At 61.1% G+C, this 16046-nt stretch carries 14 protein-coding genes; 3 read left to right on the forward strand and 11 right to left on the reverse strand.

Annotation, left to right across the window (positions count from 1 at the left end; genetic code table 11):
- Nucleotides 1-90 precede the first annotated feature (90 nt).
- Nucleotides 91-528 (reverse strand): DUF4399 domain-containing protein, encoded by a 438-nt coding sequence (locus AC1MEK_RS08285; RefSeq protein ID WP_480395776.1) that lies wholly within the window; start codon nucleotides 526-528, stop codon nucleotides 91-93.
- A gap of 134 nt (nucleotides 529-662) precedes the next feature.
- Nucleotides 663-1301 (reverse strand): 2OG-Fe(II) oxygenase, encoded by a 639-nt coding sequence (locus tag AC1MEK_RS08290; protein ID WP_480396063.1) that lies wholly within the window; start codon nucleotides 1299-1301, stop codon nucleotides 663-665.
- A 195-nt stretch (nucleotides 1302-1496) separates the two neighbouring features.
- On the opposite strand from AC1MEK_RS08290, the gene AC1MEK_RS08295 reads away from it, so the two are divergent.
- Complete coding sequence (locus AC1MEK_RS08295; protein WP_480395777.1) at nucleotides 1497-2237, forward strand: DUF2059 domain-containing protein; 741 nt, start codon at nucleotides 1497-1499, stop codon at nucleotides 2235-2237.
- Between the two features lie 123 nt (nucleotides 2238-2360).
- Here the strand turns inward: AC1MEK_RS08295 and bipL are convergent, their stop codons facing one another.
- Nucleotides 2361-3302, reverse strand: a complete 942-nt coding sequence (gene bipL, locus AC1MEK_RS08300) for a phospholipase BipL (protein WP_480395778.1) — start codon at nucleotides 3300-3302, stop codon at nucleotides 2361-2363.
- Nucleotides 3303-3406: 104 nt separating this feature from the next.
- On the opposite strand from bipL, the gene AC1MEK_RS08305 reads away from it, so the two are divergent.
- The gene (locus AC1MEK_RS08305; RefSeq protein ID WP_480395779.1) at nucleotides 3407-3988 is read left to right on the forward strand and encodes a DUF6436 domain-containing protein; all 582 of its coding nucleotides are present in this window, start codon (nucleotides 3407-3409) and stop codon (nucleotides 3986-3988) included.
- Nucleotides 3989-4062: 74 nt separating this feature from the next.
- Entirely contained in the window at nucleotides 4063-6456 is a 2394-nt protein-coding gene (locus AC1MEK_RS08310) for a penicillin acylase family protein (protein WP_480395780.1), read from the forward strand.
- Nucleotides 6457-6623: 167 nt separating this feature from the next.
- Here AC1MEK_RS08310 and AC1MEK_RS08315 read toward each other — a convergent pair whose 3' ends face one another.
- The 8 genes from AC1MEK_RS08315 to AC1MEK_RS08350 form a co-directional block, all read right to left on the reverse strand.
- Entirely contained in the window at nucleotides 6624-7514 is an 891-nt protein-coding gene (locus AC1MEK_RS08315) for an ABC transporter permease subunit (protein WP_480395781.1), read from the reverse strand.
- Nucleotides 7511-8431: an ABC transporter permease subunit gene (locus AC1MEK_RS08320; protein ID WP_480395782.1), complete on the reverse strand. Its 921-nt coding sequence runs from the start codon at nucleotides 8429-8431 to the stop codon at nucleotides 7511-7513. The genes AC1MEK_RS08315 and AC1MEK_RS08320 overlap by 4 nt, the downstream gene beginning before the upstream one ends.
- Nucleotides 8428-9570: a polyamine ABC transporter ATP-binding protein gene (gene potA / locus AC1MEK_RS08325; RefSeq protein WP_480395783.1), complete on the reverse strand. Its 1143-nt coding sequence runs from the start codon at nucleotides 9568-9570 to the stop codon at nucleotides 8428-8430. Before potA ends, AC1MEK_RS08320 begins: the two co-directional genes overlap by 4 nt.
- 54 nt (nucleotides 9571-9624) lie before the next feature.
- Nucleotides 9625-10719, reverse strand: a complete 1095-nt coding sequence (locus AC1MEK_RS08330) for a polyamine ABC transporter substrate-binding protein (protein WP_480395784.1) — start codon at nucleotides 10717-10719, stop codon at nucleotides 9625-9627.
- Nucleotides 10720-10969: 250 nt separating this feature from the next.
- Complete coding sequence (locus AC1MEK_RS08335; RefSeq protein WP_480395785.1) at nucleotides 10970-12067, reverse strand: polyamine ABC transporter substrate-binding protein; 1098 nt, start codon at nucleotides 12065-12067, stop codon at nucleotides 10970-10972.
- A 258-nt stretch (nucleotides 12068-12325) separates the two neighbouring features.
- On the reverse strand, nucleotides 12326-13690 hold the full coding sequence (locus AC1MEK_RS08340; RefSeq protein ID WP_480395786.1) for an aspartate aminotransferase family protein: 1365 nt from the start codon (nucleotides 13688-13690) through the stop codon (nucleotides 12326-12328).
- Between the two features lie 72 nt (nucleotides 13691-13762).
- Nucleotides 13763-15121 (reverse strand): glutamine synthetase family protein, encoded by a 1359-nt coding sequence (locus AC1MEK_RS08345; protein WP_480395787.1) that lies wholly within the window; start codon nucleotides 15119-15121, stop codon nucleotides 13763-13765.
- 41 nt (nucleotides 15122-15162) lie between these two features.
- Nucleotides 15163-15957: a gamma-glutamyl-gamma-aminobutyrate hydrolase family protein gene (locus AC1MEK_RS08350; protein WP_480395788.1), complete on the reverse strand. Its 795-nt coding sequence runs from the start codon at nucleotides 15955-15957 to the stop codon at nucleotides 15163-15165.
- Between the last annotated feature and the right edge of the window lie 89 nt (nucleotides 15958-16046).

Raw genomic sequence — 16046 nt, forward strand, 5'->3', positions numbered from 1 at the left:
TGCTCACGAAAAGGCCAGCACATACCGTGGATGCGTGGTCTGAAAAAGCTTCGTGAGCAAGCTCACTCCCACAGGGAACTGCGAAGCCCGCTACTTCACGGTAATCGTGATCTTCTGCGACTCCACCGGTGGGTTCAACGGGATGTGGCTCTTGTCACCCATCAGCAGTTGCAGGGTGTGCTGGCCCGGGGTCAGGGTCAGTTCGGTTTCGGTCTGGCCCTTGCCGAAGTGGCGGATGTTGTCGGTGGTGGGCAGCGGCGCGTTCATGTCCGGCTGGTCCTTCACGTCGATCAGCAGGTGATGGTGGCCGGTTTCCGGCACGTCCACGCCCGCTGGCGCGACACCCATGCCCTTGAGGCCGAACTGCACCTTGAACGTGCCATTGACCGTGGCACCGTCCTTGGGCGAGATGATGTACACCTCGGCTCCGGCAGGTGACGGCGTGCGCGGCACATCGGCAGCCTGCGCCACCAAGGTCGCGCCCAGCAGCAGGCCGGCCAGGGCAGTTCTTGCGAATAGCGTCTTCATGATCTCTACCTTTTGATGAATCCTGAATGTCGGACCGCAATCGAGCAGGCCCGGTTCATGGCATTCACATTAGCCTGATCTGGTGCGTCAGCCCTTGGGAGAATGAGTTTGTGTCGAAGATTTCATGTTGACGATCAGAGATCGAACGGCTCATTGCCGCGTCGGCGGAACCAGCCGGTCAGCGACAGGCGTTCGCGGTGGGCGGGCAGCACTTCGTGGGGCATGTCGCCGGAGAGGAAAATCGCCAGGGTGCCGCCCACCGGCTGTACGTCGAACTCGGCAGCGTTGCTGGGGAACATGCGCAATTGCCCGCCGTGCTCGGGCTGCCAGTCTTCGTTGAGGTAGATCACCGCCGAAACCATGCGCTTGTCGTCATCGCGAAAACGGTCGACGTGCTTGCGGTAGAACGCGCCCGGCGGGTACAGCGCGAAATGGCACTCGAAGTCTTCCAGCCCCAGGTACAGCCCGCGATTGAGCGCCTGGCGCAGGCTGTCCATCAGCTCCAGATAGCGGTCGCAGGGCGCCGCCTGCCCGGCCTCGATCCACTGGATGTGATCGCCGCGAATCCCCTCGCGTACTTCCTGCGCGGCGCCGCGCCCGACAGCGGCAGGCGCAAGCTCGCCCTCGGCCGAACGCGTGCGGCACTCAAGGGCCAGCGCGCGAGTCAGCTCGGGCGTCAGGAACAGGTCCTGCTGCGACCAGCCGCGTTCCGCCAGGTCGTCGACGATGCGCAGCAGCAGTGGATCATCAGGGGATAGGGACATGCCGCGCATAGTATCCATACGCCGCCCGATCCAACAGATCCTGCGGTCTGTAAAACGCGGAATATTTTTCAGCGCGCAATGATCAAAGCGTGCTTTGCACGCCGGAGCGTCGAACCCGTCGGTTTTCCCGGGGTCTGGCAACTGTTAACTCGACAAATCACCGCCGCCCCGACGAAAATAGCGGCTTGCCGACAGGAGTCATAAATGCGCCGTCTGTTTTTCCTGCTGTTGATGTTCTGCACCACGCCTGTCTGGGCAGACGTCCACGACCAGCTCTACAAGACCGCTGGCTGGCCGGATCAACGCGCGCACTTCAACGACGCCCTCAAAGCCGCCCAACAGCGCTACAAGAACAGCCTGCCACCGGCGGTGTTCGATGCGCTGGTGAGCAACAGCAATCAGCGTTTCGCCCCGCAGGCCATGGACCAGCGCGCCGAACAGAAACTGCGCCAGACCCTGGCGGACCCCAACCCCGCGCTGCAATTCTTCCAGTCGCCCCTGGGGCGCAAGATCGTCAACGCCGAACTGACCGCCACCCGCCCCGACCAACTGGCCAAGAACGCCCAGGGCCTGCCAAAGATGCCCGCCGACGACAATCGCCTGCTGATCATCGGCCACCTGGCCAACGCCCTGCCAGCCAAGGAAGCCGGCGCCGAAGTAAGCCTGGCGATTGCCGGCGTGGCGGCAGATAGCCTGAGTTCGATGATTCCGGGGCTGATGGGCGGCGGCACCACCCAGGCCATGCTCGACGGCCAGCGCCAGCGCCTGATGGGCCAGATCGCCAACGACATGAGCAACACGCTGCTGTACGTCTATCGCGATCTGTCCGACGCCGAGCTGGACGAATTCGCGACCTTTGCAGAGTCCGCCGAGGGCAAGGCCTATTACCAGGCGGCGCTGGCTGCGATTCGCGCGGGGTTGGCGGTGGGGCAGCCGCTGAAATAAACGCCACCTACGCCTATGCCCGTAGGAGCGCGCTTGCCCGCGATTGCGGTGTGTCATTCAACATCACGAGTGGCTGACCCGACGCAATCGCGGGCAAGCGCGCTCCTACAGCCACAACGAAGCTCAAACCATCCGCTGGGTCAGAAACCTGAAAAACTGTTCCCGCAGCTCCGGCAATTCATTGGCCAGGTGATGCCGCGCCTCGTGCAGCATGAAGATCTGCGGATGATCGAACTTGTCGTTGAGCACCGCCAGGTTGTGGCTCCAGTCCACGGTCATGTCTGACTCGCCCTGCACGATCAGCGGGCTGCGGCGGCTGCGCGGGGCGTTTTCGATGCGTTCGATCCACTTGGCCAGCGCGCCGACCCACACCGTCGGCAGGCGCCGCGGTTGCAGCGGGTCGGCCATCAGAAACGGCAGGAAGGCCGGCGCATTGGAGTTTTCGCTGAAGCGCCGGTCGATGCCTTTGACGAACGCCCGCAGCAGGTAATAGCTGACTTTCGACCAGGTCCAGCCCCGCGGCCGCACCAACGGCGCCAGGAGGATCGACTGGCCTTGGATCGGGCTCTCGTCGCCATGATTGAGCAGATGGTCGATAACGATGGCGCCCCCGGTGCTCTGCCCGCACAGGTGCCAGGGTTTGGGCAGATCGAGCAGCTCGGCTTCGACGAACAGCCGGTCGAGCACCAGCTGATACTCGGCGAAATCGGTAATGCTCGCCCGGGTTCCGCTGGACAGGCCGTGGCCGGGCAGGTCACAGGAAATCACCGCGAACCCCAGCTCCAGCGCCCACTCGACGACGTGGCGATACAAGCCCATGTGGTCGTAGAACCCGTGCACCAGCACCAGCGTGGCGACCGGGTTTTCCGGCATCCACAACTGAGTGACGATTTCGTACCCGCCGATGTCGAAGCGCCCCAGGCGGCTGGTCACCGATCGATCACGCCCAAGCCCGGCCAGGCTGTAGAACCGCAGGTAAGCCTGGCCATCTTCGGACAGCGCGAGCTTTGCGCTCAAGGGCTGCAGGCTGGCACGCAAGCGGTCGGGGTCGAACGTGTTGGACATCGGTATTCCAGATCAGGCAGGTGAGATCAGAAGGAGCATAGCTGCGAGTTTCATCTGTCCGCCAAGGCGTGGCAAGCTACGGCACCCCAATTCAAGCCCTCCCCATGACTGCTCAATCACACACTCGACGTCGCACCATTCTTGTCGCGCTCATCGGCTGTCTCTGTGCCGCAGCCCTGTGGTGGGCGTATGGCTGGTTTGAGGGCCGATACGTGCGCGCGTTCAGTGATCGCACGGCTTTGTTCGCAGGTGACGTGCTGAGCCTGCCGCCAGAGCTCGCCGGGCCGGGGCGCATTCGCGTCGTGCACTTCTGGGACCCGGCCTGCCCCTGCAACGTCGGCAATCAGCAGCACCTGAGCGAGCTGGTGGCGCATTACGCAGGCGCCGGCGGCGTCGACTTCTACGCCGTGCAAAAGCCCGGCAGCCACGGCCAGTTGCCCGAGACACTGGCAGCGATCAAACCCCTGGACCATTTGCCGGGCGCCGAACGCATTACCTCAAGCCCGGCGGTGGCGATCTGGGACCGGCAAGGCCGCCTCGCCTATTTCGGCCCCTACAGCGAGGGGCTGGTGTGCAATGCAAACAACAGCTTCATCGAGCCGATCCTGCAGGCGCTCAAGGACGATCGGCCGGTCAGTGCTACGCATACCATGGCGGTGGGGTGTTATTGCCCGTGGAACGGGTGACACCTGCCCCGCTACCCACCCATGGGACAAATCTGTAGCCTTTCGGGCTTCTCAACGACCTTTCGGGCCTTCGGATGAAACGCAGTCTTTCCGTCATTGCCGTTGCCGTCGTGCTGATCGTCGGCGCAGGCGCCTGGTACATCCACGGCAAGCAACCGGTGCGCGATGGCGAGATCGCCATGGCCCATCTTCAGGCGCCGGTCAGCGTGCGCTTCGATGAACGCGGCGTGCCGCACATCAAGGCGCAAAATCAGGACGACCTGTACCGCGCGCTGGGCTATGTGCACGCCCAAGACCGGCTGTTCCAGATGGAAATCCTGCGGCGCCTAGCCCGTGGCGAGCTGGCCGAGGTGTTGGGGCCGAAATTGGTCAACACCGACAAGCTGTTTCGCAGCCTGCGCATCCGCGAGCATGCCGACGCCTACGTTGCCCGCATGGACAAGAACGCCCCTGCCTGGAAGGCGCTGCAAGCCTATCTGGACGGCGTGAACCAGTTTCAGGCCAGCCACCCCAAGCCGATCGAATTCGACGTACTGGGCATCGATAAACGCCCATTCACCGCAGAAGACACCCTGAGCATCGGCGGCTATCTGGCCTACAGCTTCGCCGCCGCGTTTCGCACCGAGCCGCTGCTGACCTACGTGCGCGACAAGCTGGGCCCGGACTATCTGAAAACCTTCGACCTGGACTGGCAGCCACAGGGCGCCCTGCACCCGACCCTGACCAGCAAGGACTGGAAAGGCCTGAGCGACCTGGCGCTGCTCAGCCAGCAAGCCCTTGAAGACGCCGGCCTGCCGCAATTCGAAGGCAGCAACGCCTGGGCGGTCTCGGGCAGCCGCACCCAGAGCGGCAAGCCGTTGCTGGCGGGCGATCCGCACATTCGCTTCTCGGTGCCGGCGGTGTGGTACGAGGCGCAACTGTCGGCGCCGGGCTTTGAGCTGTACGGCCATTTTCAGGCGCTCAACCCCTTCGCGCTGCTGGGCCACAACATGGATTTCGGCTGGAGCCTGACCATGTTCCAGAACGACGACGTGGACCTGATCGCCGAAAAGACCAACCCGGCCAACCCCAATCAGGTCTGGTACCACGGCGCTTGGGTCGACATGACCTCACGCACCGAGCAGATCAAGGTCAAGGGCCAGGACCCGATCAACTTCACCCTGCGCCAGTCGCCCCACGGCCCCATCGTCAACGACGTGCTGAGCGCCAGCGGGATTCAGGAACAGGCCGACACGCCGATTGCCATGTGGTGGTCGTTTCTGGAGTCGGAGAACCCGATCCTGCAGGGCTTCTTTGAGGCCAACCGCGCCGACACCCTGGACAAGATGCGCAGCGCCGCCGAGAAGATTCAGTCACCCGGCCTGAACGTGGTGTACGCCAACGCCCGTGGCGATATCGGCTGGTGGGCCGCCGCGCAGTTGCCCAAACGTGCGGATGGAGTGAACCCGGCGTTCATACTCGACGGCAGCAGCGATCAGGCCGACAAGCACGGCTTCTACCCTTTCAGCGCCAACCCGCAGGAAGAAAATCCGGCGCGCGGGTACATCGTCTCAGCCAACTTCCAGCCCGTCTCGCCCATGGGCATCGAGATCCCTGGCTACTACAACCTCGCCGAGCGCGGTCGCCAGTTGAACAAGCAACTGAGCGACGACAGCGTGAAATGGAATCTGCAGAACAGCCAGGCGCTGCAGCTGGGTACGCAGACCGATTACGCCGCGCAGATCCTCAAGCCCTTGATTCCCGTGCTGCGCCGCGTGGTCAGCGATCCCGAAGAGCACGACCTGCTCGAACGCCTCGCCGCCTGGAAAGGCGATTACTCGGTGGATTCGGTGGGCGCTACGCTGTTCAACCAGTTCCTGTTCAACCTGTGTGATCAGACCTTTCGCGATGAGCTGGGCGACGGCCTGTTCGCCACGCTGATCTCCACGCGAGTGATCGACCTGGCGCTGCCGAAGCTGGCCGCCGACGAGCACTCGCCATGGTGGAACAATCGCAATTCCAACGAGCCGGAAACCCGCGACAACACGGTCAAGGTCGCCTGGCACATGGCGGTGTCGCACCTGAAATCGCTGTACGGGCTCAACCCCGAGGAGTGGACATGGGGCAAGGCGCATACCCTGACCCACGAGCATCCGCTGGGCCGTCAGCCGCCGCTGGACAGGCTGTTCAACGTCGGGCCCTTCGCTGCACCGGGCACTCACGAAGTACCGAATAACCTTTCGGCCAGCATCACCACGGCGCCGTGGCCGGTGACCTACGGCCCGTCGACCCGCCGCCTGATCGACTTCGCCGACCCTGCTCATGCGCTAGGTATCAATCCGGTGGGCCAGAGCGGCGTGCTGTTCGACAAGCACTACGCCGATCAGGCACAGGCCTACATCAGCGGCCAGTACAAGCCGGAGCGGTTCAGTGAGGGGGATGTGGAGCAGAACAGCAAGGAAGAGTTGAGGTTGGTGCCGGCCAAATAACACCAACTGAACCGCAAGGGCCGAATCTCATGCCCGTTAGCAGCACCAAGCCAACGTGGGAGTGAGCTTGCTCACGAAGACTGACCCTCAGCCGCCACAGATGCGGTGAATGTACAGACATATTCGTGAGCAAGCTCACTCCCACGGGTCACGCGCGTTGCGCGGGATCAAACCGGCTCAACCACCTGCGGGCGGCGCACTTCAGGCTGTTTCCAGCCATCGGCCGCGGCTTCTTCGATGGCCTGCTGGATCGCCTTGCGACGCTTCTCTTCGGCACGACGGCTGAAGAACCACACCAGGAAGGTCGCCAGCGACACGGCCAGCAGAATCAAGCTGGCGATCGCGTTGATCTCAGGCTTCACGCCCAGACGTACCGCCGAGAACACTTCCATCGGCAGAGTCGTCGAACCCGGGCCGGACACGAAGCTGGCCAGCACCAGGTCGTCCAGCGACAGGGCGAAGGACATCATGCCGCCCGCTGCCAGCGAAGGCGCGATCATCGGGATGGTGATCAGGAAGAACACTTTCCATGGACGCGCACCCAGGTCCATCGCAGCCTCTTCGATCGACATGTCCAGCTCGCGCAGGCGAGCCGAGACCACGACGGCCACGTAAGCCGCACAGAACGTCGTGTGGGCGATCCAGATGGTGACGATGCCGCGCTCCTGCGGCCAGCCGATCATCTGCGCCATGGCCACGAACAGCAGCAGCAAGGACAGACCGGTGATCACCTCAGGCATCACCAATGGCGCCGTCACCAGGCCGCCGAAGAAGGTGCGGCCCTTGAAGCGCGTGACGCGGGTCAGCACGAAGGCGGCCATGGTGCCCAGCGCCACGGCGGCGATGGACGTGTAGCAGGCGATTTCCAGCGAGCGCGCCACGGCGGCCATCAGTTGGGTGTTGTCCAGAAGGCCCACGTACCACTTCACCGACCAGCCGCCCCAGACCGTTACCAGCTTGGAGGCGTTGAACGAGTAGATCACCAGGATGACCATGGGCGCGTAGATGAAGATCAGACCCAATACCAACATCAGGTTCGAGAATCGGAAGCCTCTCATGCCTTGCCCTCCAGTTCTTTGGCCTGGCTACGGTTGAACAGAATGATGGGCACGATGAGGATCAACAGCATCACCACCGCCAGCGAAGACGCCACCGGCCAGTCGCGGTTGTTGAAGAACTCTTGCCACAGGACCTTGCCGATCATCAGGGTTTCCGGGCCGCCGAGCAGCTCAGGAATGACGAACTCGCCCACCACCGGGATGAACACCAGCATGCAGCCGGCGATGATGCCGTTCTTGGACAGCGGCACGGTGATCTTCCAGAAGCTGTTGAAGGTGCTCGAACCCAGGTCCGAGGCGGCTTCCAGCAGGCTCTGATCGTGCTTAACCAGGTTGGCGTACAGCGGCAGGATCATGAACGGCAGGTACGAATAGACCACGCCGATATACACCGCCAGGTTGGTGTTGAGGATCTGCAGCGGCTCGCTGATCACGCCCAGCCACATCAGGAAGGCATTGAGCAGGCCGTTGTTGCTGAGAATGCCCATCCAGGCGTAGACGCGGATCAGGATCGCGGTCCAGGTCGGCATCATGATCAGCAGCAACAGCACCGTCTGCATCTCTTTACGGGCGATAGAGATGCCGTAGGCCATCGGGTAGCCGATCAACAGGCACAGCAGGGTGCTGAAGAAGGCCATTTTCAGCGAACCCAAGTACGCCGCAATGTACAGGTCGTCGCCGCTCAGCAACGCGTAGTTGGCAAAGTTGAGGACGATGTCGAGCTTCTGCTCGGCGTAGGAGAAGATCTCGGTGTAGGGCGGAATCGCGACGTCGGCTTCGGCGAAACTGATCTTGATGACGATCAGAAACGGCAGCGCGAAGAACAGGAACAGCCACAGGAACGGGACCCCGATGACCGCGGTGCGGCCGTTGGGCGTTATGCGTTGCAGCATGCGTTTGACTTTGCGAATTTTCATGAGCGCAGTACCACGCCGCTGTCGTCTTCCCACCACACGTAGACTTCGTCATCCCAGGTCGGACGCGCGCCGCGGCGTTCGGCGTTGGCGACGAAGGACTGCACCAGCTTGCCGCACGCCAGTTGCACGTAGAACACCGAGTGGCCGCCCAGGTAGGCGATATCGTGGACCTTGCCGCGCGACCAGTTGTATTGGTAGGTCGGTTGCTCGGTGGTAATGAGCAGCTTCTCGGGGCGAATCGCGTAGGTAATGTGCTTGTCTTCCACCGAGGTGCTGATGCCGTGGCCGACGTAGATTTCGCGCTCAAGCTCCGGGCTTCTGATCAGCGCGTGGCCTTCCATGTCCTCGATGACTTCACCGTCGAACAGGTTGACGTTGCCGATGAATTCGCAGACCAGACGGCTGGTCGGGGTCTCGTAGATGTCCACCGGGCTGCCGATCTGGGCGATCCAGCCCAGGTGCATGATCGCGATGCGCTGGGCCATGGTCATGGCCTCTTCCTGGTCGTGGGTCACCATCACGCAGGTCACGCCCACGCGCTCGATGATTTCCACCAGTTCCAGCTGCATCTGCGAACGCAGCTTCTTGTCCAGCGCGCCCATGGGTTCGTCGAGCAGCAGCAGTTTCGGCTTCTTGGCTAGCGAACGGGCCAGGGCCACACGCTGACGCTGACCGCCGGAGAGCTGATGCGGCTTGCGCTTGGCGTACTGGGTCATCTGCACCAGCTTGAGCATCTCGGCCACGCGGGCTTCGATTTCTTCCTTGGGCAGCTTGTCCTGCTGCAGGCCGAAGGCAATGTTCTGCGCCACGGTCATGTGCGGGAACAGCGCGTAGGACTGGAACATCATGTTGATCGGACGTTCGTACGGGGGCATGTCGGTGATGTCGACGCCGTCGAGGAAAATCCGCCCCTCGGTCGGCCGCTCGAAACCGGCGAGCATGCGCAGCAGCGTGGACTTGCCCGAACCAGAACCGCCAAGCAGGGCGAAGATCTCGCCCTTGTTGATCTGCAGAGACACATCGTCCACAGCAACCGTCTCGTCGAACTTTTTGGTGACCCGATCGATTTTGACCAGCACCTGTTTAGGTTGCTGACCACCCTCAAGGGCTTTTTTGTAGGCGCCGGAGGCAACTGCCATGGGTGAAACTCCCAACTGTTTTTGCGCCCGGCCACTACGGCCGGACGCCTGGTCTTATTTACCGGTTTTGATGGTGGTCCAGCTGCGTGTCATCACGCGCTGAATCTTGGGTGGCAACTCCGAGTTGACGTACAGCCGCTTCTGCACGTCGGCCGGTGGGTACACCGACTCGTCGTTACGGATTTCCTGATCCATGAGTTCGCCCGAAGCCGGGTTCGGGTTGGCGTATCCCACCTGGTCGCTGACTTTGGCGATCACGTCAGGCTTGAGGATGAAGTTGATGAAAGCGTGAGCAGCCTTGACGTCCGGCGCATCGGCGGGGATCGCCAGCATGTCGAACCACAGGTTGCCGCCTTCCTTGGGAATCGAATAGGCGATGTTCACGCCCTTGCCGGCTTCTTCAGCGCGGGCCTTGGCCTGGAACACGTCGCCGGAGAAACCGGCCGCGATGCAGATGTCGCCATTGGCCAGATCGGTGATGTATTTCGACGAGTTGAAGTAGGTCACGTACGGACGAACTTTGAGCAGTTTGTCGGTGGCCGCCTTGTAGTCTTTCTCGTCGGTGCTGTTGGGGTTCTTGCCCATGTAATTGAGCACCGCCGGGAGCATTTCATCTGCCGAGTCGAGGAACGCCACGCCGCACTTCTGCAGCTTCTTGATGTTCTCGGGTTCGAACAGCACGGCCCAGGAATCGATGGTATCGACGCCCAGCACTTGCTTGATCTTGTCGACGTTGTAGCCGATGCCGTTGGTGCCCCACAGATAAGGCACAGCATACTGATTGCCCGGATCGTTCTTCTCCAGGCGCTTCATCAGTTCGGGATCGAGGTTGGAATAGTTGAGGAGTTGCGACTTGTCGAGCTTCTGAAACGCACCGGCCTTGATCTGTTTGCCAAGGAAGTGGTTGGAGGGGACTACCACGTCATAACCAGTGTGACCGGCCAGCAGCTTGCCCTCCAGGGTTTCGTTGGAGTCGAAGACGTCGTACTTGGTCTTGATCCCGGTCGTGGACTCGAAGTCCGCCAGGGTCGTGGTCCCGATGTAGTCGGACCAGTTATAAATGCGGACGGTGGACTCTGCGTACGCACCGGCAGCGAGGGAAAGGCCGGCGCTGAGCAGCAAGCCTTTGGAAAATAAAGAGATAGACACGTCTGCAGTCCTTTTCAGTAGGTGGGCCTGTGCCCGTGCCGATGACAGCCGCGGCTGCCTGAAACCAATCCGGCGCGCAACTTACCTTCGATAAACCCTTCTCGCAAAAAAACTTTTTGTGACGCGTGCGTCACGCCGCAATCACGGAATCTCTTGTGGGAGTGAGCTTGCTCACGAATACAGCCGCCACAGATGTGGCGTTTGTACCGGCCGCTTCGCGAGCAAGCTCGCTCCCACAGGGACTAACGGCTTACTTGCCCGACTTGATGTTGGTCCAGCTACGAGTCATCAGGCGCTGGGTCGCGGCTGGCAAATCGGCGATGGCGTACAACTTGGCCAGAACGTCCGCTGGTGGGTAAACACCCGGGTCGGAAGTGATTTCCTTGTCGACGAACTCGGTGGCTGCCTTGTTGCCGTTCGGGAAGTGAACGGCGTTGGTGATTTCAGCCATCACCTTTGGTTGCAGCAGGAAGTTCATGAACTTGTAGGCGCCTTCGACGTTTTCGGCGTCTTTGGGAATGGCGACCATGTCGTAGAAGCTGCCAGCACCTTCTTTCGGAATGTTGTAGCTGACCTTGATCTTGCCACCGGCTTCTTCAGCGCGGGCCTTGGCCTGATACACGTCACCCGAATAACCCACGGCTACGCAGATGTTGCCGTTGGCCAGGTCCGAGATGTACTTGGACGAGTGGAAGTAGGTGACCGAAGGACGAATCTTCTTGAACAGTGCTTCGGCTTTCTCGATGTCTTCTTTCTTCTGGCTGTCGGTTGGCAGGCCCAGGTAATGCAGCGCCACTGGCAGCATTTCGGTTGGCGAATCGAGGAAGCTCACGCCGCAGGATTTCAGCTTGGCTGCGTTCTCAGGCTTGAACAGCAGATCCCACGAATTGACCGGGGCATCGGCGCCCAGTGCAGCCTTGACCTTCTCGGCGTTGTAACCGATACCGATCGAACCCCACATGTACGGGAAGGCGTGTTTGTTGTCCGGGTCGCTGACCGACACCGCTTTCAACAGCGCAGGGTCGAGGTTCTTGTAGTTAGGCAGCTTGGACTTGTCCAGCTCCTGATAAACACCGGCCTTGATCTGTTTGGCCAGGAAGTTGTTGGACGGTACGACGATGTCGTAGCCCGACTTGCCCGCCAGCAGTTTGGCTTCCAGGGTCTCGTTGCTGTCGAAGACGTCGTACACCACTTTGATGCCCGACTCTTTCTCGAAGTCGGCGATGGTGTTCGGTGCGATGTAATCGGACCAGTTGTAGACGTGCAGAACTTTGTCATCCGCGTGAGCAGCCGAAGCCACTGCGCCCATCAGGGACAACGCGAGGAGGGTTTTGCCAAATTTCTTCATTCGTACAGCTCCAGTGTTTTTATGTTAGCGGCGACTAAAACAACCGTTAGTCTGGCAATTTCCTGGGCGGGCTTACAAGCCGACTGACCCGCCGTGTTGCTTAACTTTCAAAGATTTCATCTGCACGCCAACACATTGAACCTCTGTAGGAGCGCGCTTGCCCGCGATTGCGATCTGTCTGTGCCCAATTCTGCGACTAACATCCCGTTATCGCGGGCAAGGTGGAACGCCACCCCGGTCGCTCCTACAACGTGGCCGTCATTTCTGCAATTCGGCCAACGTCAGATCCAGGCATTTGCGTGCCTTTTCCACCAACTCATCGATCTCGGCGAAACTGATCACCAGCGGCGGCGAAATAATCATGGTGTCTCCCACCGCTCGCATGATCAGCCCATTATTGAAGCAGAAGTTGCGGCAGATCATGCCCACACCCAGCCCCGTGTAACGCTCGCGAGTCGTCTTGTCTTTCACAAGCTCAATGGCGCCGAGCATGCCGACACCACGCACTTCACCCACCAGCGGATGATCGTTCAACTCACGCAAACGCTTTTGCAAGTATGGTGCCGTTTCTGCCTTGACCCGCTCGACGATCTTTTCTTCGCGCAGGATGCGGATGTTTTCCAGGCCCACCGCCGCTGCCACCGGGTGCCCCGAATAGGTGAAGCCGTGGTTGAAGTCGCCGCCCTCGTTCAGCACTTTCACCACTTCATCGCGCACGATGACACCGCCCATGGGGATGTAGCCGGAGGTCAGGCCCTTGGCGATGGTCATCAGATCAGGTTTGAGGCCGAAGAAATCGCTACCGAACCACTCACCGGTCCGGCCGAAACCGCAGATCACTTCGTCAGCCACGAACAGGATGTCGTACTTGGCCAGGATCTCCTTGATCTTCGGCCAGTAGGTTGCAGGTGGAACGATGACGCCGCCTGCGCCCTGGATAGGCTCGGCGATGAACGCGCCGACGTTGTCTTCGCCCAGCTCGAGGATTTTCTTTTCCAGCTGCTCGGCCGCCCAGACGCCGAACTCGTCAGGGCTCATGTCGCCGCCCTCGCCGAACCAGTAAGGCTGCGGAATGTGGGCGATGCCCGGAATCGGCAGGTCGCCCTGCTCGTGCATGTAAGTCATGCCGCCCAGGCTTGCGCCCGCCACGGTAGAGCCGTGGTAGCCGTTCATGCGGCTGATGATGGTCTTCTTCGCCGGCTTGCCCTTCAGCGCCCAGTAGTGACGCACCATGCGCAGCACAGTGTCGTTGCCTTCGGAGCCGGAGCCGGTGAAGAACACATGGTTCATGCCCTCTGGTGCAACGTCGGCAATTGCCTTGGCCAGTTGCAACGCAGGCGGGTGGGCGGTCTGGAAGAACAGGTTGTAATACGGCAGCTCGCGCATCTGTTTGCTGGCAGCCTCGGCCAGTTCCTCACGACCGTAACCGACCGCCACGCACCACAGACCGGCCATGCCGTCGAGAATCTTGTTGCCTTCGCTGTCCCACAGGTAAACGCCCTTGGCGTTGGTGATGATGCGCGGGCCTTTCTCTTTGAGCTGTTTGAAGTCGCTGAACGGCGCCAGGTGATGATCGTTGCTCAGGGCTTGCCATTCACGGGTTTGCGGGTTGTTGGAACTCATGAACCACTCCATTGACTGGGTATCGCGTGTCAGGTGCCGCAGGCCTGCGAGGCCCTGCGGCACCGGCAGTCTTCAGACGGCAAAGAGCAGGAATTCCCGCTCCCACGAACTGATCACACGCTTGAAGTTTTCGTGCTCGGCGCGCTTGACCGCCACGTAGCCGGTCACGAAGGTCTTGCCGAGGTATTTCTCGATGGTCTTGCTGTTTTCCATGCGCTCCAGCGCGTCCTCGATGGTCAGCGGCAGGCGCAGGTTGCGGCGCTCGTAGCCGCGGCCGACCACGGGCGCGCTGGGGTTGAGGCCCTCGACCATGCCGATGTAGCCGCACAACAGGCTCGCGGCGATGGCCAGATACGGGTTGGCATCGGCGCCCGGCAGGCGGTTTTCCACACGACGGTTCTGCGGGCCGGCATCCGGCACGCGCAGGCCGACGGTGCGGTTTTCCTCGCCCCACTCCACGTTCACCGGCGCCGAGGTATCGGGCAGGAAGCGGCGGAACGAGTTGACGTTGGGCGCGAACAGCGGCAACAGCTCGGGGATGAGTTTCTGCAGGCCACCAATGTGGTGCAGGAACAACTGGCTCATGGTCCCGTCTTCGTTGGAGAAGATGTTCTTGCCAGTCTCGATGTCGATGATGCTCTGGTGCAGGTGCATGGCGCTGCCAGGCTCACCGGTCATGGGTTTGGCCATGAAGGTGGCGGCCACGTCGTGCTTGAGCGCGGCTTCGCGCATGGTGCGCTTGAACACCAGAATCTGGTCGGCCAGCGACAGCGCGTCGCCATGACGGAAGTTGATTTCCATCTGCGCGGTGCCGTCTTCGTGGATCAGCGTGTCCAGGTCCAGGTGCTGCAGTTCGCACCAGTCGTAGACGTCTTCGAACAGCGGGTCGAATTCGTTGGCCGCCTCGATGGAGAACGACTGGCGCCCGGTTTCCGGACGACCCGAACGGCCCACCGGTGGCTGCAACGGATAATCCGGATCTTCGCTGCGCTTGGTCAGGTAGAACTCCATCTCGGGCGCGACGATCGGCTTCCAGCCGCGATCTGCATACAGCTGCAGGACTTTCTTCAATACGTTGCGCGGCGACAGCTCGATGGGGTTGCCTTGCTTGTCGTAGGTGTCGTGAATCACCTGCGCGGTGGGCTCGATGGCCCAGGGCACCAGATACACCGCGTTCTGGTCAGGACGGCAGAACATGTCGATGTCCGCGGCGTCCAGCAATTCGTAATAGATGTCGTCTTCGACGTAGTCCCCGGTCACGGTCTGCAGCAATACGCTTTCCGGCAAGCGCATGCCCTTTTCGGCAATGAACTTGTTGGTCGGTGCGATCTTGCCCCGCGTGATACCGGTGAGGTCGGCGATCAGACACTCGACTTCGGTAATCCTGTGTTCTTTCAACCAATCGGTGAGCTGGTCGAGGTTGGTACTCATAAATACCTCAGGGTTTTGGTGTCCTGAAAACCATCATGGATTCAGGCGTGTTTGCGCGCTTGCGCGTCGCGTTGTGTTGCCCGTTTTCTGCAGGCATCGCCAAATGCCTGGAAGATTGAAAGATAGTCGGGGTTGTGCGTGACCTGCCACTCCGGATGCCATTGAACGCCGAGTGCAAACACGTCAAATGAAGCAAAAGGCGCGCCCGCAGGTACCGAGATCGCTTCGATCAGGCCATCCGGCGCTGTCGCTTCAACACGCAAACCGGGCGCAAGGCGCTCGACGCCCTGCCCGTGAATTGAATTGACACGAATTTCTTCACCCAGCCCCAGACCCGCCAACACGCCGCCCGCCTCGATGTGCATCGGATGGCTCGCAGCGTACTGAATTTCAACGGGTTCGTTGTCTGGCTCACGATGATCCATAAAGGTTCCAGTCTCGTGAACCTTCTGGTGAAGAGTGCCACCAAACGCCACATTCAGCTCCTGAAAACCGCGGCAAATGCCCAGAACAGGCACACCAGCGGCCACAGCGGCACGAATCAGGGGTAAGGTAGTGCGGTCGCGCGCAGGATCATGGAGAGTCCCCGGCGCGCTGGCAGGACCACTATAGTGATAGGGTTCGACGTTGGATGGAGAACCGGTGAAGAGCAGGCCATCGACCGTTGCGAGGATGTCGGCAGGGTCGAGCAGTTCGGCCAGTGACGGCAGGATCATCGGCAGGCCCTTGGCAGCGACGGCCACGGCGCGGACGTACTTGTCGCCGCTGATGTGATAGACGTGCGAACCGATTTGCTGAGTGCAGGCGGTGACGCCGATCAGCGGAAGGCGAGACATGTGACCCCCGGTATTATTGCTGTTATGGGTTGCGACCGAGCTTAGCCTTGTTCATTTTTTTACACAACAGCCCCGTAAAAAATAAAACA

The organism is Pseudomonas sp. 2, assembly GCF_056627435.1.